The 19,747-nt window shown below is 70.1% G+C and carries 21 protein-coding genes; 3 read left to right on the plus strand and 18 right to left on the minus strand.

All coding sequences use genetic code 11. The features are described 5' to 3' along the window. The first annotated feature begins 83 nt into the window (after positions 1–83). Together Q7L65_RS09695 and Q7L65_RS09700 are read left to right on the plus strand one after the other, a co-directional pair. On the plus strand, positions 84–773 hold the full coding sequence (locus Q7L65_RS09695; RefSeq protein ID WP_304720742.1) for a response regulator transcription factor: 690 nt from the start codon (positions 84–86) through the stop codon (positions 771–773). Continuing rightward, a complete protein-coding gene (locus Q7L65_RS09700) occupies positions 712–2,151 on the plus strand; it encodes a HAMP domain-containing sensor histidine kinase (RefSeq protein WP_304720744.1) in 1,440 nt (479 codons plus the stop codon). Before Q7L65_RS09695 ends, Q7L65_RS09700 begins: the two co-directional genes overlap by 62 nt. Before the next feature lie 41 nt (positions 2,152–2,192). Here Q7L65_RS09700 and Q7L65_RS09705 read toward each other — a convergent pair whose 3' ends face one another. The 7 genes from Q7L65_RS09705 to Q7L65_RS09735 form a co-directional block, all read right to left on the minus strand. After that, complete coding sequence (locus Q7L65_RS09705; RefSeq protein WP_304720745.1) at positions 2,193–3,863, minus strand: ribonuclease J; 1,671 nt, start codon at positions 3,861–3,863, stop codon at positions 2,193–2,195. Next, positions 3,860–4,720 carry a 4-hydroxy-tetrahydrodipicolinate synthase gene (gene dapA / locus Q7L65_RS09710; protein WP_304720746.1) on the minus strand — a complete coding sequence of 287 codons (861 nt, stop codon included), beginning with the start codon at positions 4,718–4,720 and terminating at the stop codon, positions 3,860–3,862. The genes Q7L65_RS09705 and dapA overlap by 4 nt, the downstream gene beginning before the upstream one ends. 48 nt (positions 4,721–4,768) lie before the next feature. After that, entirely contained in the window at positions 4,769–5,098 is a 330-nt protein-coding gene (locus tag Q7L65_RS09715; RefSeq protein ID WP_304720748.1) for a hypothetical protein, read from the minus strand. Between the two features lie 17 nt (positions 5,099–5,115). Beyond that, a complete protein-coding gene (locus tag Q7L65_RS09720) occupies positions 5,116–5,433 on the minus strand; it encodes a hypothetical protein (protein ID WP_304720749.1) in 318 nt (105 codons plus the stop codon). A gap of 37 nt (positions 5,434–5,470) precedes the next feature. Continuing rightward, positions 5,471–6,127 carry a 4-hydroxy-tetrahydrodipicolinate reductase gene (dapB, locus tag Q7L65_RS09725; protein WP_304720752.1) on the minus strand — a complete coding sequence of 219 codons (657 nt, stop codon included), beginning with the start codon at positions 6,125–6,127 and terminating at the stop codon, positions 5,471–5,473. Beyond that, positions 6,124–7,413: a pitrilysin family protein gene (locus tag Q7L65_RS09730; protein WP_304720753.1), complete on the minus strand. Its 1,290-nt coding sequence runs from the start codon at positions 7,411–7,413 to the stop codon at positions 6,124–6,126. The genes dapB and Q7L65_RS09730 overlap by 4 nt, the downstream gene beginning before the upstream one ends. A 97-nt stretch (positions 7,414–7,510) precedes the next feature. Continuing rightward, the gene (locus Q7L65_RS09735) at positions 7,511–9,781 is read right to left on the minus strand and encodes a polyribonucleotide nucleotidyltransferase (RefSeq protein WP_304720754.1); all 2,271 of its coding nucleotides are present in this window, start codon (positions 9,779–9,781) and stop codon (positions 7,511–7,513) included. Between the two features lie 113 nt (positions 9,782–9,894). On the opposite strand from Q7L65_RS09735, the gene Q7L65_RS09740 reads away from it, so the two are divergent. Further along, on the plus strand, positions 9,895–10,377 hold the full coding sequence (locus Q7L65_RS09740; RefSeq protein ID WP_304720755.1) for an SRPBCC family protein: 483 nt from the start codon (positions 9,895–9,897) through the stop codon (positions 10,375–10,377). A 9-nt stretch (positions 10,378–10,386) separates the two neighbouring features. Here the strand turns inward: Q7L65_RS09740 and Q7L65_RS09745 are convergent, their stop codons facing one another. The 11 genes from Q7L65_RS09745 to rimP form a co-directional block, all read right to left on the minus strand. Beyond that, positions 10,387–10,890: a DsbA family protein gene (locus tag Q7L65_RS09745; protein WP_304720757.1), complete on the minus strand. Its 504-nt coding sequence runs from the start codon at positions 10,888–10,890 to the stop codon at positions 10,387–10,389. A 78-nt stretch (positions 10,891–10,968) separates the two neighbouring features. Then, a complete protein-coding gene (locus tag Q7L65_RS09750) occupies positions 10,969–11,427 on the minus strand; it encodes a redoxin domain-containing protein (RefSeq protein WP_304720758.1) in 459 nt (152 codons plus the stop codon). Further along, the gene (gene rpsO, locus Q7L65_RS09755) at positions 11,424–11,696 is read right to left on the minus strand and encodes a 30S ribosomal protein S15 (protein WP_304720760.1); all 273 of its coding nucleotides are present in this window, start codon (positions 11,694–11,696) and stop codon (positions 11,424–11,426) included. Before rpsO ends, Q7L65_RS09750 begins: the two co-directional genes overlap by 4 nt. Further along, positions 11,693–12,604 carry a bifunctional riboflavin kinase/FAD synthetase gene (locus tag Q7L65_RS09760; protein WP_304720761.1) on the minus strand — a complete coding sequence of 304 codons (912 nt, stop codon included), beginning with the start codon at positions 12,602–12,604 and terminating at the stop codon, positions 11,693–11,695. The genes rpsO and Q7L65_RS09760 overlap by 4 nt, the downstream gene beginning before the upstream one ends. Before the next feature lie 84 nt (positions 12,605–12,688). Then, the gene (truB, locus tag Q7L65_RS09765; protein WP_304720763.1) at positions 12,689–13,510 is read right to left on the minus strand and encodes a tRNA pseudouridine(55) synthase TruB; all 822 of its coding nucleotides are present in this window, start codon (positions 13,508–13,510) and stop codon (positions 12,689–12,691) included. Beyond that, a complete protein-coding gene (locus tag Q7L65_RS09770) occupies positions 13,507–14,511 on the minus strand; it encodes a bifunctional oligoribonuclease/PAP phosphatase NrnA (protein ID WP_304720765.1) in 1,005 nt (334 codons plus the stop codon). Before Q7L65_RS09770 ends, truB begins: the two co-directional genes overlap by 4 nt. Then, positions 14,511–14,930 carry a 30S ribosome-binding factor RbfA gene (gene rbfA, locus Q7L65_RS09775; protein WP_304720767.1) on the minus strand — a complete coding sequence of 140 codons (420 nt, stop codon included), beginning with the start codon at positions 14,928–14,930 and terminating at the stop codon, positions 14,511–14,513. The genes Q7L65_RS09770 and rbfA overlap by 1 nt, the downstream gene beginning before the upstream one ends. Before the next feature lie 87 nt (positions 14,931–15,017). Next, complete coding sequence (gene infB, locus Q7L65_RS09780) at positions 15,018–17,465, minus strand: translation initiation factor IF-2 (protein WP_304720769.1); 2,448 nt, start codon at positions 17,463–17,465, stop codon at positions 15,018–15,020. Then, positions 17,462–17,740 carry a YlxR family protein gene (locus tag Q7L65_RS27710; protein ID WP_370552546.1) on the minus strand — a complete coding sequence of 93 codons (279 nt, stop codon included), beginning with the start codon at positions 17,738–17,740 and terminating at the stop codon, positions 17,462–17,464. Before Q7L65_RS27710 ends, infB begins: the two co-directional genes overlap by 4 nt. Continuing rightward, positions 17,737–19,182 carry a transcription termination factor NusA gene (gene nusA, locus Q7L65_RS09785; protein ID WP_304720770.1) on the minus strand — a complete coding sequence of 482 codons (1,446 nt, stop codon included), beginning with the start codon at positions 19,180–19,182 and terminating at the stop codon, positions 17,737–17,739. The genes Q7L65_RS27710 and nusA overlap by 4 nt, the downstream gene beginning before the upstream one ends. 5 nt (positions 19,183–19,187) lie before the next feature. Further along, positions 19,188–19,607 carry a ribosome maturation factor RimP gene (gene rimP, locus Q7L65_RS09790; protein WP_304720771.1) on the minus strand — a complete coding sequence of 140 codons (420 nt, stop codon included), beginning with the start codon at positions 19,605–19,607 and terminating at the stop codon, positions 19,188–19,190. Positions 19,608–19,747: the final 140 nt, after the last annotated feature.

The following is a 19,747-nucleotide window of genomic DNA, read 5'->3' on the forward strand; positions in this document are numbered from 1 at the left end:
GTCGGCGGGCGAAGACCTGCCAGGAGTAATGAATGCCTAAAATCGCCGCATCCGCGGGTCTTTCCCGTTTACCATCGATCCTCATGAGCGACTACGCCCGCCCCGCACGAGTCCTCGTCGTCGAGGACGACGACGAGATCGCCCAGGTTCTGCAGCGCTCGCTGCGGATGGAGGGCTACGACGTCCGCACCGCCGGCGACGGCGTCAGCGCGCTCGACGAGGCCCATTCGTTCCTGCCGGACCTCGTGATCCTCGACCTCGGGCTGCCGAAGCTCGACGGCATCGACGTCGCCAAGACGCTGCGCGAGGGCGACGACGTGCCGATCCTGATGCTGACCGCGCGCGACGCGCTGGAGTCGCGCGTGGAGGGGCTCGACGCCGGCGCCGACGACTACCTCGTGAAGCCGTTCGAGCGCCAGGAGCTGCTGGCGCGCCTGCGCGCGCTGCTGCGCCGCCGCCCGCCGCGCGGCTCGGCCCCGCTGACGGTCGGCGACCTGCGGCTGAACCCGGACACGCACGAGGTCCATCGCGCCGAGCGCTCGATCGAGCTGACGCAGCGCGAGTTCGAGCTGCTGGAGTACCTGATGCGCAACGAGCGCATCGTGATCTCGCGGCAGCGGCTGCTCGACGAGGTCTGGGGCTACGACCCGTTCTCGACGACGAACACGATCGAGGTGTTCGTCTCCAACCTGCGACGGAAGCTGGAAGCGGATGGCGAGCCCCGGCTCCTCCATACGATCCGCGGCGCAGGCTACGTCCTCCGCGTACCGTAGGGTCCCGACCCGCTGGCGGCTCGCCGGCGGATCGGCGGCGCTGACGTTCGTGATCCTGTGCGGCTTCGCGATCATCGTCGGCTTCCTCACGACGCGGCAGATCGGGATCCAGTTCAACGACTCGGTCCGCAAGACGGCCGACTATCTCGCGCAGCGAGCGAGAATCAGCTTCTCGATCAACGACGGCACCCCCGACTGCGGCGGTCTTTCCAGCGGCGAGGGCGCGGAGGTCCGCGTCTACTACCAGGACGGCACGCAGATGTGCACGTTCGGCAGCCTCAGCCCAAAGGCTCCGAGACTGGAGCCGGTCGGCGCGTTCCCGCGTGACGAGGATGGCTACCGCGTCGAGGCGCGCAGAGTCTCGGTCAACCCGCTCGGCTACGCCTACGTCCTCTACGCGCGCCCGCTCTCGGAGACGCGCGTGACCACGACGAAGGTCCGCTTCTTCCTGATCTTCGGCGTCCTCGGCGGCAGTGCGCTCGCGCTCGCGGCGGGGCTGTTCGTCGCGCGCCGCGCGATGGCGCCGATCGCGGAGCTGACGGCGGCGGCGCGCGAGATCGGCCGCACGCGCGACGCCAGCCGCCGCATGCCCCAGCAGGAGGCCGACGACGAGGTCGGCGAGCTGGCCGCGACGCTTGAGGAGATGCTGCAGGCGCTCGACCGCGCCCAGAACGAGACCGAGGCGACGCTCGCGCGCCAGCGCCAGTTCGTCGCCGACGCGTCGCACGAGCTGCGCACGCCGCTGACGTCGGTGCTGGCGAACCTGGAGTTGCTGGAGGAGACGCTCGACGGCGACCAGCGCGATGCGGCCGCCTCCGCACTGCGCTCCTCGCGCCGCATGCGCCGGCTCGTCGCCGACCTGCTGCTGCTGGCGCGCGCGGACGCCGGGCGGATCGTGCCCCACCGCGAGACCGACCTCGCGCAGGTGCTGGTCGAGGTCGCCTCCGAGCTGGAGCCGATCGCCGCGAGGGGCGACCACGAGCTGACGATCAACACCAGCTCCGCGGAGGCGTTCGTCTCCGGCGCCAGCGACGAACTGCACCGGCTCGCGCTCAACCTGGTCGAGAACTCGCTGCGCCACACGCCTCCGGGCACGCACGTGCACGCGTCGGTCGCGCACGTCGGCGACGAGGTCGTGCTGACGGTCCAGGACGACGGCCCGGGCATCCCGCCGGATCTACGCGAGCGCCTCTTCGAGCGCTTCGTGCGCGGCGGTGGCGACGGCGCCCCGAGCGGCTCCGGCCTCGGCCTCTCGATCGTGCGCGCCGTCGCCCGCTCGCACGGTGGCGACGTGACCGTCGACGCCCCGCCCGGCGGCGGCGCCCGCTTCAACGTGCGGCTGCCGGCGGCCCACAGAACGAACGTCGCGATCGTGTGAGCGCGCGCCGCGAGGCGAGCCGCTCACACGACTGCGCAGACTCAGACTTCGACGACGACCGGCAGCACCATCGGGCGGCGCTTCAGACGGTCGTAGACGAACGCTGCGAGGTCGTCGTGCAGCACCTGCTGCAGCAGGTCCACCTCGCGCACGCTGTCTCTGGCGGCCTTCGCGAGCGAGTCCTCGATCGCGCCGCGGATCTCCTCGATCAGCTCGTCCGCCTGCTCGACGAACGGCACGCCGCGGAAGATCACCTCGGGCGGAACGACCGACTGGCCATCCTGCTCGGAGATCGTCGCGACGATGATGAAGATGCCGTCGGCCGACAGCATTCTGCGGTCGCGCAGCGCGACGTCGGCGGGGTCGCCGATGTCGACGCCGTCGACGAAGATCATCCCGGACTGGACCTTGTCGCCCCAGCGCGCGCCGTTCTCGTCCAGCTCCAGCGGCAGGCCGTTCTCGCCCTGGAAGATCATCTCGGCGGCGATCCCGACCGACTCGGCGAGCTGGCCGTGCAGGTGGATCCGCTTGAAGTCGCCGTGCATCGGCATCACGTATCTCGGCCGCGTCAGGTTGAGCATCAGCTTCATCTCCTCCTGGTAGCCGTGGCCGGAGGCGTGCACCGGTGCGTCCGCCGTCGTGATGACGTCGCAGCCGATGTGGTAGAGCCGGTCGATCGTCTCGTTGACGGCACGCTCGTTGCCGGGGATCGGCGTGGCGGAGAAGACGACCGTGTCGCCCTTGTGCAATCTCACCTGGCGGTGGTCGTTGTGCGCCATCCGCCGCAGCGCCGACAGCGGCTCGCCTTGGGAGCCGGTCGAGATGATCACGATGCGGTCGTCGTTGAAGTCGTCCAGCTCGCGCGGCTGCAGCAGGATCCCGTCGGGCAGTCTGATGTGCCCGAGCGAGCGCCCGATGTTGACGTTCTTGCGCATCGAGCGGCCGACCAGCGCGACCTTGCGGCCGAGCGCCGCGGCGGCGTCGACGACCTGCTGCACGCGGTGGATGTTCGACGCGAAGCTGGTCACGACGATGCGGCCCTCGCAGCGGCTGAAGACCTCTTCGAGGTGCGGGCCGACTCTCGACTCCGACGGCGAGTAGCCCGGGCGATCGGCGTTGGTCGAGTCGCCGCACAGCAGCAGGACGCCGTCCTTGCCGAGCTCCGCGAGCCGCGCCATGTCGGCCGGGCGGCCGTCGACGGGGGTCTGGTCGAACTTGTAGTCGCCGGTTATCAGCACGGTCCCGACATCCGTCGTGATCGCGACCGCGTTGGAGTCCGGGATCGAGTGCGTCATGTGGATCAGCTCGATGTCGAACGGTCCGGCCTCGATCACCTCGCCGTCCGGCACGTCCTCCAGCACGACGTCTCTGATGCGGTGCTCGTCCAGCTTGGAACGGGCCATCGCCATCGCGAGCGGGCCGCCGTAGACCGGCGGCGGGTTGTCGAGGCCGAGCTCGCGCAGCACCCACGGGAGCGCGCCGAGATGGTCCTCGTGACCGTGCGTGATGACGATCGCCTCGATGTCCTCGACGCGCCCTCTCAGGTAGGTGAAGTCGGGCAGCACGAGGTCGATGCCCATCTGCTCCGCCGTCGGGAAGCGCAGACCCGTGTCGACCACGACGATCTTCTCGTCGTACTCGATGACGGTCATGTTCTTGCCGATCTCGCCGAGCCCGCCGAGCGGCAGGACGCGCAGCTTGGAGCTACTCACGCCGACGCCGTCGCGAGCAGACCGTGACGTTCGAGTGCGCCGCGCACGACGGCCAGCTCCTGCTCGTCCGCTTCGACCAACGGCAGCCGCAGGCCTCCGACTCTGTGTCCGAGCAAATTCATCGCCGCCTTCACCGGAATTGGGTTCGTCGTCGCGCCCATCGCGGCGTAGATCTCCTGCAGCGTCGCGTCGATCTCGCGGCGTCTCTCGGGCTCGTCGACCATCCGGCGCATCTCCTCTCCGACGACGTGGCTGGCGACGAGGATGCCGCCGGCACCGCCGAGCTCCAGCACGTCGGCGAGCATGTCGTCGTTGCCGGCGTAGAGCTCGAGCCCGTCGACCGGCGCCAGATTGTCCGGGTTCGCCTGCTTGACGGCGGTGACGTTGTCCAGCTGCGCGAGCTCGGCGAGCAGGTCGTTGGGCATGTCCGTGCCCGTGCGGGCAGGGATGTTGTAGAGCACGATCGGCTTGTCGGTCGCCTCAGCGCATGCCGCGAAGTGGCGGATCATCCCGCGCCGATTCGGGCGGTTGTAATAGGGGGTGACGTGCAGCAGGCCGTCGACGCCGAGCGCGGTCGCGCGCTCGGTCAGGTGGACGGCGTGACGCGTGTCGTTGGAGCCGACGCCCGCGACGACGGTCGCGCGGCCCTTCAGCTCTGCGACGACCAGCTCGATCACGCGGAGGTGCTCCGCATCGGTGAGGGTCGTCGCCTCCCCGGTCGTCCCGCAGACGACCACCCCGTCGGATCCGTTGGACACGAGGTGGTTCGCGAGGCGTGCGACGCCGTCCTCGTCGACGCGCAGCTGCGCGTCGAACGGCGTGACCATCGCAGTGAGAATTGCTCCCAGCCCTGACATTCGCCAATCATTATCGCAAGCCGCGCCGCAAGACGCCGCGTGCGTGCCTCAGCGGCGCAGCGCGTCGGTGAAGCGGCGGGGAACGCGCGGTGCGCCGATGCGCCCCGCCTCCCACAGCGAGATCACGACCAGCTCGCCGTCGGCGCGCTCGCGGCGGCAGACGAACAGCAGATCGCGGTCGACGAGGTCGCGCACGTAGACGGAGCCGCGTGCGCCGCTGGCCCCCGCCGGCGGTGTCTCGCTCCAGCGCCCGGCGTCCCAGGCGCGCGTGACGCGCTCGATGATCTCCAATCTGGGATCGAGCGCTCCGTTGCGCGCCGCGACGCGCTGGCGGAAGCGCTCGGCGGCGTGATCTGTCACTGCGACGAGGACGCTCACATCGCTGACGGTAGCGGCTACCGCGGCTGCTCCAGCACCAGCTCGTCGTACTCCAGCGGGTCCCACGTCTCCGCGACCGCGGCGGCGGGGTCGGGCGCGCCGAGGCGGCCGGCGACGTCGAGCCCGCTCGCGCGCAGCAGCTCGACCAGCTGCACGAGCCGCTGCGGCGCGTCGGCGTCCTCCTCGCCCGCGGGCACGAGCAGCGTGAACTCGGCCGGGCCGCGCGCGCTGCGCTGCTGCAGCGTGCGGCGCAGCTGCGCGGGATCCGCGGCGGGGCCGGCGACGACGAGGATGTGACGGGTCTGCTGTGACAGCGCTGCGCCTCCGGTTCCCAACGGACTAGGAACCGGAGGATAGCTGCCCGCGGGTGCTCTACAGCAGGTGCTCGAGCCCGACGACCGGGCTCGTGTCCAGCGACCCGACTCTGCGGATCGCCATCAGGACGCCCGGCATGAAGCCGATCCGGTCGATCGAGTCGTGGCGGATCGTCAGCGTCTGGCCGAGGTCGCCGAAGATGACCTCCTGGTGCGCGACGAGGCCGGGCAGCCGGATCGAGTGGATCGGCGGCTCCTGTCCCCCGCTCGCCTCGGCCATCAGCCGCGCTGTGTGCGCCGCGGTGCCGCTCGGCTTGTCGAGCTTTCTGTCGTGGTGCAGCTCGACGATCTCCGCCTTCGCCATGTATCTGGCGGCCTCGGCGGCGAACTTCGTCATCAGCACCGCGCCGATCGCGAAGTTCGGGCCGAAGAACACGTTCGCCCCTCTGGCGTCGCGCAGCGGCTCGATGTCGAAGCCGGAGGTGCCGATCACGACGTGCACGCCCGCGGCGACGCATTCCAACGCGTTCGGCAGCGCCGTGTCCGGGCGGGTGAAGTCGACGACGACGTCGGCCTCGCCGAGCACCTCGGCGAGCGTCGTGCCGAGCGCCGGGTCGGCACGGCCCGTCAGGACCATGTCGTCGGCGCCCTCGACCGCCTCGCAGACGGTCGCGCCCATCCGACCGGCCGCGCCGGCGACGGCGACGCGGATCACGTCGCCGCCCCCGTCGTGGTGCTCGGCGCCAGTGGCGCGAGCGCGGTTCTGAACAGCTCCTCGTCGGGGCCGATGCCGGCCGTCGACAGCTTCGCCGGGTCGAACAGCTCCGCCGCCAGTTCGGCGACGACGTCGAGCGAGACCGCGTCGATCCGTTCGACGACCTCGTCGACCGACAGCAGCGGCACGCCCGTCAGGATCGCCGAGCCGAGCCGGTTCATGCGCGACCCGGTCGACTCCAGCGACAGCACGACGCGGCCCTTCAGGTTCTCCTTCGCGCGCTGCAGCTCGTCCGCCGTGGCGGGCTCGCGCTGCAGCTGCGTCAGCTCCTGCGCGACGACCTCCATCGCCGGAGCGAGGTTGTCGGCGCGCGTGCCGACGTACAGGCCGACCTGGCCCGTGTCGGAGAACTGGCCCGTGAACGAGTAGACCGAGTACGCCAGGCCGCGCTTCTCGCGTACCTCCTGGAAGAGGCGCGAGGACGACGTGCCGCCGAAGATCGTGTCGAGGACGCGCAGCGCGTAGCGCCGCTCGTCGTAGCGCGCGATCCCCGGTCCGCCGAGGCAGACGTGGTACTGCTCGGTGTCCTTGCGCTCGAACCGCACCCGCGGCGCGAGCGCGGCGGGCGCCGGCAGCGGCTGCGGCGCATCCGCGCTGCGGCCGCCGTTGGGCACCCGGCTTGCCGCCAGCTCCACCAGCGCGTCGTGGTCGACCGCTCCCGCGGCCGCGATCACGACGTTGGAGGCGACGTAGCGGCTGTCGTGAAACGCTCTGATCTGGTCGATCGGGGTTCTCGCGACGACGTCCGCCGCGCCGATGATCGAGCGGCCCAGCGGGTGGTCGCCGAAGACCGCCTCGCCGAGCACGTCGAAGACCTTGTCCTGCGGGTCGTCCTCGTACATCGCGATCTCTTCGAGGATCACCTCGCGCTCGCTGTCGACGTCGTCGATGCGCGGTCTGAAGACCATGTCGCTCATGACGTCGAAGGCGAGGTCGAAGTGCTCGTCGATCACGCGCGAGTAGACGGAGGTCGTCTCCTTGCCCGTGCCGGCGTTGAGCTCAGCGCCCATGCCGTCGAACAGCTGGTCGATCTCGAGCGACTCGTATCTGGCGGTGCCCTTGAACAGCAGATGCTCGATCAGGTGCGAGAGCCCCGCTTGCGCGTCGCTCTCGCCCCGCGAGCCGGTGCCGATCCAGTAGCCGAGCGAGACGGACCGGACGGAGGGCATTGCCTCCGTCACGATCCGCACGCCCGAATCCAGTTCGGTTATCCGGTGATCACTCATCTCTCAGCTACGACCCGTATCGCTCGGCCACGCCCGCGAGTTCCCGCCCACGCATCGCAGTGCAGCACGCCGCCGTGGAACTCGCAATGCGAAGCACCTAGCCGCGGTCGCGGTCGCGGCTGCCGCGTCCGCCGCCGCCCTCGCGCCGCGAACCGCCACGGTCGCCGCCGCCGCGGCGGGCGCCGCGGTCGCGGTCGCGCGGCGGGCGGTCGCCGCCGCCACCGCCGTTGCTGCTGGCGCTGAGCGCCGCGAGCTCCTCGACGGTCTTGCCGGCGATGTCCGGGTCCTCGGCGAGGCGCAGGCCGATGCGGCCGCGCTCGCGGTCGACCTCGACCACGCGCACCTGGACCTCGTCGCCCTTGTTGAGCACTTCCTCGACCGTGTCGACGCGTCTGCCGGGCGCCACGTTGGAGATGTGCAGCAGGCCGTCGGTGCCCTTCGCCAGCTCGACGAAGGCGCCGAAGGTCGTCGTCTTGACGACTCTGCCGTTGAAGGCGTCGCCGATCTCGACTTCCTTGGTCATCGAGCGGATGCGGTCCGCGAGGGCGTCGCCCAGCTCGCCGTTCTGCGCGTAGATCAGGACCTGGCCCTCGTCGTTGACGTCGATCTGCGCCTCGAACTCCTCGCACAGGCCGCGAATCGTCTCGCCGCCCTTGCCGATCAGGAGGCCGATCTTCTCCGGGTCGATCTGGACCGTGGAGATGCGCGGCGCCCACTTCGACAGCTCCTCGCGCGGAGCGGTCAGCGCCTCGGTCATCTTCGCGAGGATGAACTCGCGGCCCTTCTTCGCCTGCGCCAGCGCGTCACGCAGGATGTCGAAGGTGACGCCCGTGATCTTGATGTCCATCTGCAGGGCGGTGATGCCCTCGGACGTGCCGGCGACCTTGAAGTCCATGTCGCCGAGGTGGTCCTCGATGCCCGCGATGTCGGAGAGCACGATGTAGTCGTCGCCCTCCTTGATCAGGCCCATCGCGATGCCGGCGACCGGCCGCTTGAGCGGCACGCCCGCGTCCATCAGCGACAGCGAGGAGCCGCAGACGGAGGCCATCGAGGAGGAGCCGTTGGACTCGAGGATGTCCGACACGACGCGAATCGCGTACGGGAACTCCTCCGTGCTCGGCACCATCGGCACGAGCGCGCGCTCGGCGAGCGCGCCGTGACCGATGTCGCGGCGCTTGGGGCCGCGCATGAAGCCGGCCTCGCCGACCGAGAACGGCGGGAAGTTGTAGTGGTGGAAGTAATACTTTCTGGTTTCCAGACCGAGCGTGTCGAGGCGCATCTCCTCGCGCGTCGTGCCCAGCGAAGCGGTCGACAGCGCCTGCGTCTGGCCGCGCGTGAAGAGCGCGGAGCCGTGCGTGCGCGGCGTGACGCCGACCTCGATCGTGATCGGACGGATCTCGTCCGCTCTACGACCGTCGGGGCGCTTCTTCTTGATCGCGATCCGCTCGCGGATCAGCGACTTCTCGAGCTTGTCGAACGCGAGCTGCACCTTCTGGCGCGTCTCGGCGTCGTCCTCGTCGGCGGCGTATCTCGCGAAGATCTCGGCCTCGACGGCCTTCGTCGCGTCTTGACGCTCGAGCTTGTCGACGACGGCGGTCGCTCTGTCGAGCTTTCTGCCGTGCGATCTCGTGATCTGTCTCAGCAGTCTCTCGTCGACCTGCGGGACCTCGACCTCGGTCTTCGCCTTGCCGGCCTTCTTCTGCAGGTCCCACTGGAGTCTGCAGAGCTTCTTGATCGCGTCGTGCGCGATGTCGAGCGCGTCGAGGATCTCCGCCTCGACGATCTCGTTGGCGCCGGCCTCGACCATCAGGATGGCCTCTTCGGTGCCGGCGACGATCAGGTCGAGATCGGTGTTCTCGAGCAGATCCTCTTCGTTCGGGTTGACGACGAAGTTGCCGTCGACCTTGCCGATGCGGACCGCGCCGACGGGCGTCGGGAACGGGATGTCGGAGAGCATCAGCGCCGCGGAGGCGCCGTTCATCGCGAGCACGTCGTACGGGTTGATGTGATCGACCGACAGCGTCAGCGTGACGAGCTGCGTCTCCCGACGCCAGCCCTTCGGGAACAGCGGGCGGATCGGACGGTCGACCATGCGAGCGGTCAGCGTCGCCTTCTCGCCGGCGCGACCCTCGCGCTTGAAGAACGAGCCGGGGATCTTGCCCGCGGCGTACATGCGCTCCTCGACGTCCACCGTCAGCGGCAGGAAGTCGACGTCGCGGAGGTTGCCCGCGGTCGCGGTCGAGAGGACCATCGTGTCGCCCGAGCGGACGACGACTGCGCCAGAGGCCTGCTTGGCCATACGACCGGTCTCGAACGAGATCTCTCTACCGGCGATCTCGACGGAAAGCCGCGTAACGGCGTCAGACATATATGTGTTTTCCCTTCTGCTCCACCCTTCGGTAGGTGGAGAGCGTGCGTCTTTTCTTTACGGAACCCCTCCATCGTAGCGATCCCACGACGAAATGCCTGCGTATCTCCCCCATGACCGTTCACGTCCTGACCCGTTCGCAGACGCTTGCGGGCACGCCTGACACCGTCTTCCCGTTCTTTGCGCAGGCGCGCAACCTGGAGGCGATCACGCCGCCGTTCCTCGGCTTCAGAGTGATGACGCCCGCACCGATCGAGATGGCGCCCGGGACGCTGATCGCCTACCGCCTGAAGCTGCACGGCGTGCCGCTGCGTTGGCTGACGCGGATCGAGGAGTGGGAGCCGGGCGTGCGCTTCGTCGACGCGCAGTTGCGCGGCCCCTACGCGCTCTGGCACCACACGCATGCGTTCGCCGCCGATCCGGGGAGACCAGGCTGGACGGTGATGCGCGACACGGTCCGCTACGCGCTGCCGTTCGGCCCGCTCGGAGAGCTGGCGCACCGCATCATGGTGCGAAGAGACCTGGAGCGGATCTTCGCGTACCGGGCGCAGACCGTCGCGCGGATGGTCGCCGATGTGAGCGAGGCGGAGCGCTGAGCCGGCCGCTCAGCCGAGCCGATCGATCAGCTCGTCGCTCGGCAGCCCCGGATGCGGCTCGCCCGCGAGGAACAGCGTCGGGGTCGTGACGACGCCGACGCGCACGCCGCTGACGAAGTCGCGCTTGACGCGCGCGATCACCGCCTCGGAGCGGCGATCGGCGTCGAAGCGCTCGACGTCGAGGCCGAGCCGCTCGGCGCGAGCCCACAGATGCGGGTCCTCCAGCCGCCCCTGGTCGGCGAACAGCAGCGCGTGCATCTCCCAGAAGCGGCCCTGCAGCCCGGCCGCCTCGGCGGCGCAGGCCGCGGCACCCGCGCGCGGATGCTTCGACGTGACCGGGAAGTGGCGGAAGATCCGCTGCGCTCCGCAGGCGACGAGCCGCTCTTCGAGCACCGCGCAGTACGGGCACTCGTAGTCGGCGTAGACGATCGCCAGCGGCCGCTCGGGCGGACCGCTGCGGTGGTCGTCCGGCTGCGGAGGAGGAAGCGGCGCGCTGCCGAGTCCGCCGGTCATCGAGCTGTCAGGCGCATCTGGGAGAACGAGCCCCAGGGCGAGTTCTCCCGGCGTGACGCAAGGCCGCAGGCCGCGGCTCTACGCCGCCGCGAGACCGTCGAAGATCAAGTTGGCGCCGGGCAGGTCGCCGGGTGACGGCGCCTGGTAGCTCCAGCTGATCACGCCGTCGGGGCCGACAATCACGAGCGCGCGCTGCGGGAAGCCGCCCTCGTGCAGGACGCCGAAGGCCGCGCACGTCGCGCCCTTCGGCTCGAAGTCCGACAGCTGCTCGATCGTGACGCCGAGCTTCTCGCGGAACGCTCTCTGCGACCACGACGAGTCGCAGGAGACGCCGTACAGCGTCGCCCCCTGCGCGGTGAACTGGTCCAGCACCTCTTCGTAGAGGTTGAGCTGGTCCGTGCAGACCGGGCTGAACGCGAACGGATAGAAGACCAGGACGGTCGTTCTGCCCGTGAAGTCGTCCTTCGTGAACGCCTCGCCGTCCTCGCGCTGGAGCGTGAACTCCGGCGCGGGGGTGCCCGGCTGCAGGACGCTCACTTGCGCAGACCGAGCTCTCTCACGAGCGCGCGGTACCCCTCGAGGTCCTTGCGCTGGAGGTAGTTCAGGAAACGGCGGCGGCGGCCGACGAGCATGAGCAGGCCGCGCCGGGAGTGGTGGTCCTTCTTGTGGGTGCGCAGATGCTCGGTGAGGTCGTTGATGCGCTCAGTCAGCATCGCGATCTGGACTTCGGCAGCGCCGGTGTCCTTCTCGCCTCTGCCGAACTTCGCGATCAACTCTTGCTTGCGCTCGCTGGTGAGGGTCGTCATCGGCCGGGCAGCGTAGCAGAATCGCCCGTGCAGACCTCGCGCGCCGTGACCACGTCGAGGTGCATCTGCTCGATCAGCGCCTCCGCCGAGGTGAACCGCTGCTCGCCTCGCAGACGGCGCAGGAACTCGACCGTGAACGCGCGTCCGTAGAGGTCGCCGGCGAAGTCGAGCACGAACGCCTCGACCAGCAGGCCGAGGCCGGTCTCGAACGTCGGGCGCACGCCGACGTTGGTCGCCGCGCAGTGCTGGCCGTCGGCTCCCTCCCACGTCACGCGCGTCGCGTAGACGCCGTTGCCGGGGCAGACGAGCGCCGGGTCGGGGACGAGGTTGGCGGTCGGGAAGCCCAGCTCGCGCCCGCGCTTCTCGCCGTGCTGGACCGTGCCGGTCATGCGAAACGGAGCGCCCAGCAGCGCGTTGGCGCGCTCGACGTCGCCGGCCTGCACGAGGCCGCGCACGTGCGAGGAGGAGACGATCTCGCCGTCGGCCTGCACGAGCGGCACGACGCGCGCCTCGAAGCGCCCGTCGGCGCGCAGCAGCGCCGTGTCGCCTCTGGCGCCGTGCCCGAACCTGAAGTTCTCGCCGACCGAGACGTGCGTGGCGCCCAGCCTGTCGACCAGCACGTCGTCGAGGAACTCCTGCGCGCTCTGGTGGCGGATCGTCTCGTCGAACGGCACGACGACCAGCTCCTGCACGCCCAGCGCGGCGATCAGCTCGGCCTTCACGTCGAGGCTCGTCAGCAGCTTCGGCGCCGCCTCAGGGCGCACGACCGCGAGCGGGTGCGGCTCGAACGTGACGACCGTGTCGCTTCCCGCGATGACGGCGCGGTGACCGAGGTGAACGCCGTCGAACTCTCCGACGGCGACGCGCCGGGGCCGCGGCGCGACGTCGGGCAGCCAGGTGATCTGCATGGCGCGGAAGAGTAGTGATCGGGGCCGCGAGACCGGTCAGCCACGCGCGAAGAGCGCGCCGATCGGCCGGCGCGCCGCGCCGCGCTACCCGCGCAACCCGACGATCGGCTTCAGCAGCGGCGCGCCGTCGTCGGCGATGCGCGGCTCGGCGATCGCGATCAGCCCGTCCGCGTCGGTGAGGCGCGTGTAGCCGGGCCCCTGGGCCGGCGGATCCGGGTGGGCGACCGCCACGCCGTAGCCCGCGCGCCGTGCCTCGTCGCCCTCCAGACGGTGCTCCGGCAGGAAGGCGAGCGCGTCGTTGAGTCCGACGATCCTCTCCGGGTCGGCGTCGGCGACGTCGAAGTGCCCGATCGCGGTCCGCCGCAGCTCCTCGCAGTAGGCGTCGCCGAGGTCGGCGATCAGGCTGCGCACGTAGGTCCCCGACGAGCAGCGGATCTCGAACGCGCGCCGCGCGCCGTCGTGCCACCGCTGGCGGAACAGCTCGACGGTGACCTCGCGCTCGGGCAGCTCGACCGTCTCGCCGCGGCGGGCGCGGGCGTAGGCGCGCTCGCCGTCGACTCTCAGCGCCGAGTAGGCGGGCGGGCGCTGGCGCACGACGCCGGTCGGCAGCGTCAGATCGCCGTCGGGCACGACGCCGGTCTCCGTGATCTCGCCGTCGCTGTCGCCGGTCGTCGAGACGGCGCCGAAGCGGGCGATCGTCTCGTAGGTCTTCCCCAGCCCCATCAGGAATCTCTGCGCGCGCGTGCCGCGGCCGACGAGCACGAGCAGCAGCCCGGTCGCGAACGGGTCGAGCGTGCCGGCATGGCCGACTCTCGTCTTGCGCGGCAGTTGCCGCCGCACCCGGTACACGACGTCGTGGGACGTGATGTCGCGGGGCTTGTCGTAGAGGATGACGCCGTCGGTCACAGCTGCCGGGCGACCTCGTCGCGCAGGAACGCGACGAGCTCCTCCCACGACAGTTCCGTCGAGAAGCCGGCCGCCTGGCGGTGCCCGCCGCCGCCGAGCGCGCGGGCGATCGCGGACACGTCGACGCGGTCGTCGGAGGCGCGCAGGGAGACCTTTCTGAGGCCCTCCTGCCCTGGTCCGAGGCGGTCGCGCACGAGCGCGGCGACCGCCGTCCCCTCGACGGAGCGCAGGTGGTCGATCACGCCCTCGGAGTAGTTCTCCTCGGCACCGGTCTCGCGGTAGTCCTCGGCGGTCAGTCTGGTCGCCGTCAGGCGGCCCCCGTCGTAGCGCTCCACCTGCGAGAGGCCGCGCGCCAGCAGCGCGAGCTTGCCGTACGGGATGCCCTCGTATATGCGGCGGTAGATGTCGTGCACGTCGACGCCGGCGTCGATCAACTCCGCCGCCATCACGTGGGCGCGCGTGCCCGTGTTCTCATACATGAACTTGCCGGTGTCGGTCACGAGGCCGACGTAGAGCGCCTCCGCGATCGAGGTCGTCGGCTCGACGCGGAGCCCGCGCATCAGGTCCCAGACGATCTCCGCGGTGCACGACGCCTCGGGCACGACGTGGTTGACCGTGCCGAAATGGGTGTTGTCGTGGTGATGGTCGACGTTGAGGATGTGGGCGCCCTCGAACTTCAGCGCATCGGCCGGGTTGCGGTCGATGTTGCCGCAGTCGAGCAGGACGATCGTGCGCTCCTCGATGTCCGTGGGCGGAACCGAGACGAGGCCGTCGAGCGAGAAGAAGCGGTACTCGTATGGCAACGGGAACTCGTCCGCGTCCATGAACATGATCGAGTCCTTGCCGGCCGCGACGAGGATCTGGTGCATCGCGACGAGCGAGCCGAGCGCGTCCCCGTCGGGGTTCTCGTGCGTGCCGAGCAGGAACTTCTCGGCGCCGCGGATCTCGTCGAGCACCTGCGACCTCGTCGCGCGCTTGCCGTTGGTGCCGGTGGTGCTCATCACGCGTCCTCCGGCTCGGGGGCGGGCGCGTCGGCGCCGTCGCCGACCTCGGGATCGAGCTCGATCGAGTCGCGCGCGCCGGGCGGCATCTCCTTCAACAGCTCGTTGATGCGCAAGCCTCTGTCCACTGAGTCGTCGTAGGCGAAGGTGATCTCAGGCGTGTACTTCATCCGCACCTCGCGCGCGACCTTGCGCTGCAAGAAACCCTGCGACGAACGCAGCCCCTCCAGGCCCGCGGCACGCGCCTCCTCGTCGCCGAGGATGCTCACGTAGACGCGGGCGTGACGGAGGTCTGAGCTGGTTCTGACGGCGGTCACGGTGACGAATCCGACGCGCGGATCCTTGAGTTCCTGCGTGATCGCCTCGCTGAGGACGGTCCGTACCGCCTCGTCGACGCGACGGATTCGACTGCCGCTCATCCTATCCCTCCGCGCAGGTCATCGACCGACGCCGTGAGCCCCGCCGCGAAGCGACGGAGCTGCACGGCGACGCAGCCGGCAGCCATCTCAGGCCAGCTCGCGCTCGACCTTGCGCGTCGTGTAGGCCTCGAGCAGGTCGCCTTCCTTCACGTCCGCGAAGTCTCTCAGCACGATGCCGCACTCGAATCCGGTCGCGACCTCTCTGACGTCCTCGTTGAAGCGCTTCAGCGAAGCGATCTCGCCGTCGTAGACGACCGTGCCGTCGCGCACCAGGCGCACTCTCGCGCCACGCGTGACTCTGCCCTCGGTGACGTAGGAACCGGCGATCACGCCGATTCTCGAGGCGCGGAAGATCGCGCGGACCTCTATCGAGGCGATCTGGTCCTCGACCTCCTCCGGCTCCAGCATGCCCTCCATCGCCGCGCGCAGCTCTTCGATCGCGCGGTAGATGACGGCGTAGGAGCGGATCTCGACGCCTTCGCGGTCCGCCACGCGGGCCGCGTCGCCGATCGGCCGCACGTTGAACGCCAGCACGACGCCCTCGGAGGCGGCCGCCAGCATCACGTCGGACTCGTTCACGCCACCGACGCCGCGATGCACGACGTTGACGGAGATCTCGTCCTGCGGCAGCTTCGCGATCTCGTCCTCGATCGCCTCGAGCGAGCCGGCGACGTCCGCCTTCAGCACGAGGTTCAGCTCCTGCAACTCGCTCTTGAAGATGTCCTCCAGCGAGATGCGCTTGCCGGAGCGGCGGGCGCGGGCCTCCGTCTTGAGACGGTTCGCGCGCTCGCCGGCGAGCTGACGGGCCTTGCGGTCGTTCTCGACGACGCGCACGGTCTCGCCGGCCTCCGGGACGGTGTCGAAGCCGAGGATCTCGACCGGCTCGCCCGGCAGCGCTCTCTTCACGCGCTGGCCGAGGAAGTCGTTCATCGCGCGCACCTTGCCCCAGTGAGGCCCGGCGAAGAGCGCGTCGCCGACGTGCAGCGTGCCGCGCTGGATCAGCACGGTCGCGACGGCGCCGCGGCCCGGATCGAGCTTCGACTCCACGACGATGCCCGACGCCTCGGCGTTCGGGTTCGCTCTCAGCTCCTCGACCTCGGACATCACGAGGATCGTGTCGAGCAGGTTGTCGAGGCCTCTCTTCGTCTTCGCGGAGACGTCGACGAACTCGATCTCGCCGCCCCACTCGACCGGCTGCAGGCCCAGCTGCGTCATCTCGGTGCGGACGCGGTCGGGCTGTGCGCCCTCCTTGTCGATCTTGTTGACCGCCACGAGGATCGGCACTCTCGCCGCCTTCGCGTGGTCGACCGCCTCCTGCGTCTGCGGCTTCACGCCGTCGTCGGCGGCGACCACGATCACGGCGATGTCGGTGACCTTCGCGCCGCGGGCACGCATGGCGGTGAACGCCTCGTGGCCCGGCGTGTCGAGGAAGGTGACCTCTCTGTCGGCGTGATGCACCTGGTAGGCGCCGATGTGCTGCGTGATGCCGCCGGCTTCGCCGGCCGTCACCTCGGTGTCGCGGATCGCGTCGAGCAGCGACGTCTTGCCGTGGTCGACGTGACCCATGATCGTGACGACCGGGGCGCGCTCGACGAGCTCGTCCTCGCTGTCGTCGTACTCGGGCTCGGCGTCGACGTCGTCGGCCGCGTGGACGACCTCGGCCGTGCGGTCGAACTCGCTCGCGAGCATCTCGATCGCGTCGTCGGACAGCGTCTGCGTGAGCGTCGCCATCTCGCCGAGCTGCATCAGCTTCTTGATGATCTCGGGGATCGGGATGTCGAGGTACTCGGCGACGTCCTTGACCGTCGAGCCCGACGCGATCTTGACGTGCGCGGGCCCGGCCGAGACTCTCGTCTCGAGCGGCGCCGGCTCTTCGTACGTACCGCGACGGCGGCGACCGCGACGCTGACGGCGCGGCGGCTGGTTCATCGGCCCGCCGCCGGGCGCGCGGCGCGAGGCCTGCGAGTCGATCACGACGCGACGGCGACCGCCGCCCGCGGCGCCGGCAGCGCCGCCGCCGAGCGAGTCGCGCGTGGGACGCTGTCTCGGCTCGCCGTTGGGAGTCGTTCCGTCGGTGCGCGCCGGAGGCGGACCGTCGCCAGGGCGACCGCCGCCGCGCGGGCCCTCACCCGGGCGACCGCCCGGACGCTGACCGCCGCGCTGGCCGGGACCGCCGGGGCCGCGCTGACCGCCGGGACCGCCCTGACCGCGCGGACTGCCGCCGGGACCGCCCGTGCGCTGCTGGCCGCCGTTGCCGGCGGCGGCAGTGCCGGGAGCCGGCATGCGCGTTCTCACGCGCGGCACGACTCTCGGTCTCTCAGGGGCGTTTCTGTCGCGGTAGGTGCCGACTCTCGCTCTCGTCGGCGGCGTTCTTCTACGCAGGCCCTTCTCGTCGAGCACTCTCAACGCGGCGGACTCGTCGACGCTGGAAGACGGCGTAGGCGCGTTGAGGCCTGCCGATCTCAGCGTGGCGATGAGGTGTCCGGCGGAGATGCCGTGCTCTTTGGCGATGTCGCTGACTCGCTTATTGCTCATGCAGTGTCCAAGTGTACGTTCTCTGAAGGATCAAGCTCGGCGGGCACCGTGGAGGGCACCCGAACGGCTCGTCGGAAGGCGCGGTTGAAGCCGCCGCGCGAGCGCGCCGCGTCGAAGCAATCCCGTGCGCGGCAGGTGTATGCCCCGCGGCCGGGCAGCTGACCGGCGCTGTCGGCGACAAGCGCTCCGTCGATGACGACGTAGCGCAAGAGCGAGCTTCTCGGCGCCGTGCGGCCACAGCCGACACAGCGCCGAAGCGGCTCGTGACCCGTTATGAGGCGGGCTCCTCCGCGGGCTCTTCGCCCGCCGCCTCGTCCTCGACCGGGTCGCTATCCCCGTCGAGCTGCTCCTCCTGCGCCTCCAGAGCCTCGTGCTCGTCCTCGATCACGCTCTCCTCGAGCAGCTCCGCCTCTTCCTCGGCGACCAGCACCGCGGCGCCGCCGCCGAGCGCGGCGACCTCGTCGCCGTCGATGCCCTCCAGCGCCTGGTGGTTGGGCAGGCCGCAGTAGCGCGAGCCGGGCAGGGCCGAGTTCGGGCAGCGACGGCCGTTGGAGAGGATCGCGGAGCAGCGCCCGCCCTGGACCTCTTCCTCCTCGTAGCCGCCGTCGGCCTCCTCGGAGGCGAACTCCGTCTCGGAGCGGATGTCGATCCGCCAACCGGTCAGACGCGCCGCCAGGCGGGCGTTCTGGCCCTCGCGGCCGATCGCCAGCGAGAGCTGGTCGTCGGGCACGATCACCGTCGCCTGCTTGCCGTCGTCGTCGACGAGCACCTCGCGCACGCGCGCCGGCGAGAGCGCCTTCGCGACGAAGCGGGCGGGCTCGTCGTTGTACGGGATGATGTCGATCTTCTCGCCGCGCAGCTCGGAGACGACCATCCGCACGCGCGAGCCGCGCGGGCCGACGCAGGCGCCGACCGGGTCGACCCCGTCGGCGTGCGAGACGACCGCGATCTTCGAGCGGTAGCCGGGCTCGCGGGCGACGTTGGTGATCTCGACGAGGCCGTCGGCGATCTCCGGAACCTCGAGCTCGAACAGCGCCTTGATCAGCTCCGGGTCACGGCGCGAGACGATGATGCTCGGGCCCTTCGTCGAAGCCGAGACGTCCTTGATCACGGCCTTGATCCGCTGCGAATGGTCGTAGCGCTCGCCGTCGACCTGCTCGGACTTCGGCAGCAGCGCCTCGACGCGCTCGCGCAGCTGCACGAGCGTGTAGCGCGAGTCCGACTGCTGCACGATGCCGGTGATCAGCTCTCCGACACGGTCGCGGTACTCCTCGAACATCATGTCGCGCTCGGCCTCGCGGATCCGCTGCAGGATGACCTGCTTCGCGGTCTGCGCGGCGATCCGGCCGAAGTCCTCGGGCGTCACGTCGACGCGCTCGATCTGGTCCTCGTACTCGGCGAGCTTCTCGAAGTCGAGCTCGGGCTCCGGCATCTGACGGGCCTCGCCCGTCTCGGGATCGACGCCCGAGAACTCGGCCGCGATGATCTCTTCCTGCTCGGTGATCAGCTGGTCCTCGAGGTCCTCGGGGATCACCAGCTCCCAGACGGTGAAGTCACCGAGCTCGCGGTCCATCTCGACCTGCGCGTAGGGCGCCGCCCCTGGCTGCTTCTTGTAGGCGGACAGGAGCGCGTCCTCGAGCGCGACCATGAGCTTCTCGCTCGAGATGTTCTTCTCGGCCGCAAGTCCACGGACGGCATCCAGGATCTCTTTCGACATGCTGCTTACTCTCCTGGGACGAGGTTGGACCGTTTGATGTCGGTATAGGGAATCGAGACGACGCCGGTGTCCGCGGCGATCGTGACCTCGGAGTCGCTGGCGCCGACCAGCTCGCCGATGAACGAGCCGTGTCCGCCGTGCGCTCCGCGGGTGCGGACGCGTGCGCGTCGTCCGATGAAAGCTTGGTAGTGCTGGGGCTTCGTCAGCGGGCGGTCGCTGCCGGGCGAGGAGACCTCGAGCGCGTAGCGTTCGCGGACCGCGACGAGATGGTGCGTGACGCGCTCGCAGAGCGCGAGCGAGACGCCGTCCGGATGGTCGATGAAGAGGCGCACGGTGTTGCCGCCGATCACTTCGGCGAGCACGACCTCGACGTCCGGCTCGGCCTGGTTCAGCACTGCCTCGACGTCATCCTGAATCCTGCCCATTTGCGCGTTCACCTCCATTCGACTCATAAAAAAAAGTGGGCGAGCGCCCACTTTCGGAACGGCCGTCGGTTCGAGACCGACGCAGAAAGCTGTCAGGCCAGGTTAGCACTGCCGCGCGTCGCGGGTCGCGAATCCGCTGC

The organism is Conexibacter sp. CPCC 206217, from assembly GCF_030646165.1.
GTDB lineage: Bacteria > Actinomycetota > Thermoleophilia > Solirubrobacterales > Solirubrobacteraceae > Conexibacter.

Coding starts and splice junctions, on each gene's coding strand:
- Q7L65_RS09695 (WP_304720742.1), top strand. CDS start 84: ATGAGCGACTACGCCCGCCCCGCACGAGTCCTCGTCGTCGAGGACGAC.
- Q7L65_RS09700 (WP_304720744.1), top strand. CDS start 712: ATGGCGAGCCCCGGCTCCTCCATACGATCCGCGGCGCAGGCTACGTCC.
- dapA (WP_304720746.1), bottom strand. CDS start 4,720: ATGTCAGGGCTGGGAGCAATTCTCACTGCGATGGTCACGCCGTTCGAC.
- Q7L65_RS09730 (WP_304720753.1), bottom strand. CDS start 7,413: ATGAGTGATCACCGGATAACCGAACTGGATTCGGGCGTGCGGATCGTG.
- Q7L65_RS09735 (WP_304720754.1), bottom strand. CDS start 9,781: ATGTCTGACGCCGTTACGCGGCTTTCCGTCGAGATCGCCGGTAGAGAG.
- Q7L65_RS09740 (WP_304720755.1), top strand. CDS start 9,895: ATGACCGTTCACGTCCTGACCCGTTCGCAGACGCTTGCGGGCACGCCT.
- Q7L65_RS09745 (WP_304720757.1), bottom strand. CDS start 10,890: ATGACCGGCGGACTCGGCAGCGCGCCGCTTCCTCCTCCGCAGCCGGAC.
- rpsO (WP_304720760.1), bottom strand. CDS start 11,696: ATGACGACCCTCACCAGCGAGCGCAAGCAAGAGTTGATCGCGAAGTTC.
- Q7L65_RS09760 (WP_304720761.1), bottom strand. CDS start 12,604: ATGCAGATCACCTGGCTGCCCGACGTCGCGCCGCGGCCCCGGCGCGTC.
- Q7L65_RS09770 (WP_304720765.1), bottom strand. CDS start 14,511: ATGAGCACCACCGGCACCAACGGCAAGCGCGCGACGAGGTCGCAGGTG.
- rbfA (WP_304720767.1), bottom strand. CDS start 14,930: ATGAGCGGCAGTCGAATCCGTCGCGTCGACGAGGCGGTACGGACCGTC.
- infB (WP_304720769.1), bottom strand. CDS start 17,465: ATGAGCAATAAGCGAGTCAGCGACATCGCCAAAGAGCACGGCATCTCC.
- nusA (WP_304720770.1), bottom strand. CDS start 19,182: ATGTCGAAAGAGATCCTGGATGCCGTCCGTGGACTTGCGGCCGAGAAG.
- rimP (WP_304720771.1), bottom strand. CDS start 19,607: ATGGGCAGGATTCAGGATGACGTCGAGGCAGTGCTGAACCAGGCCGAG.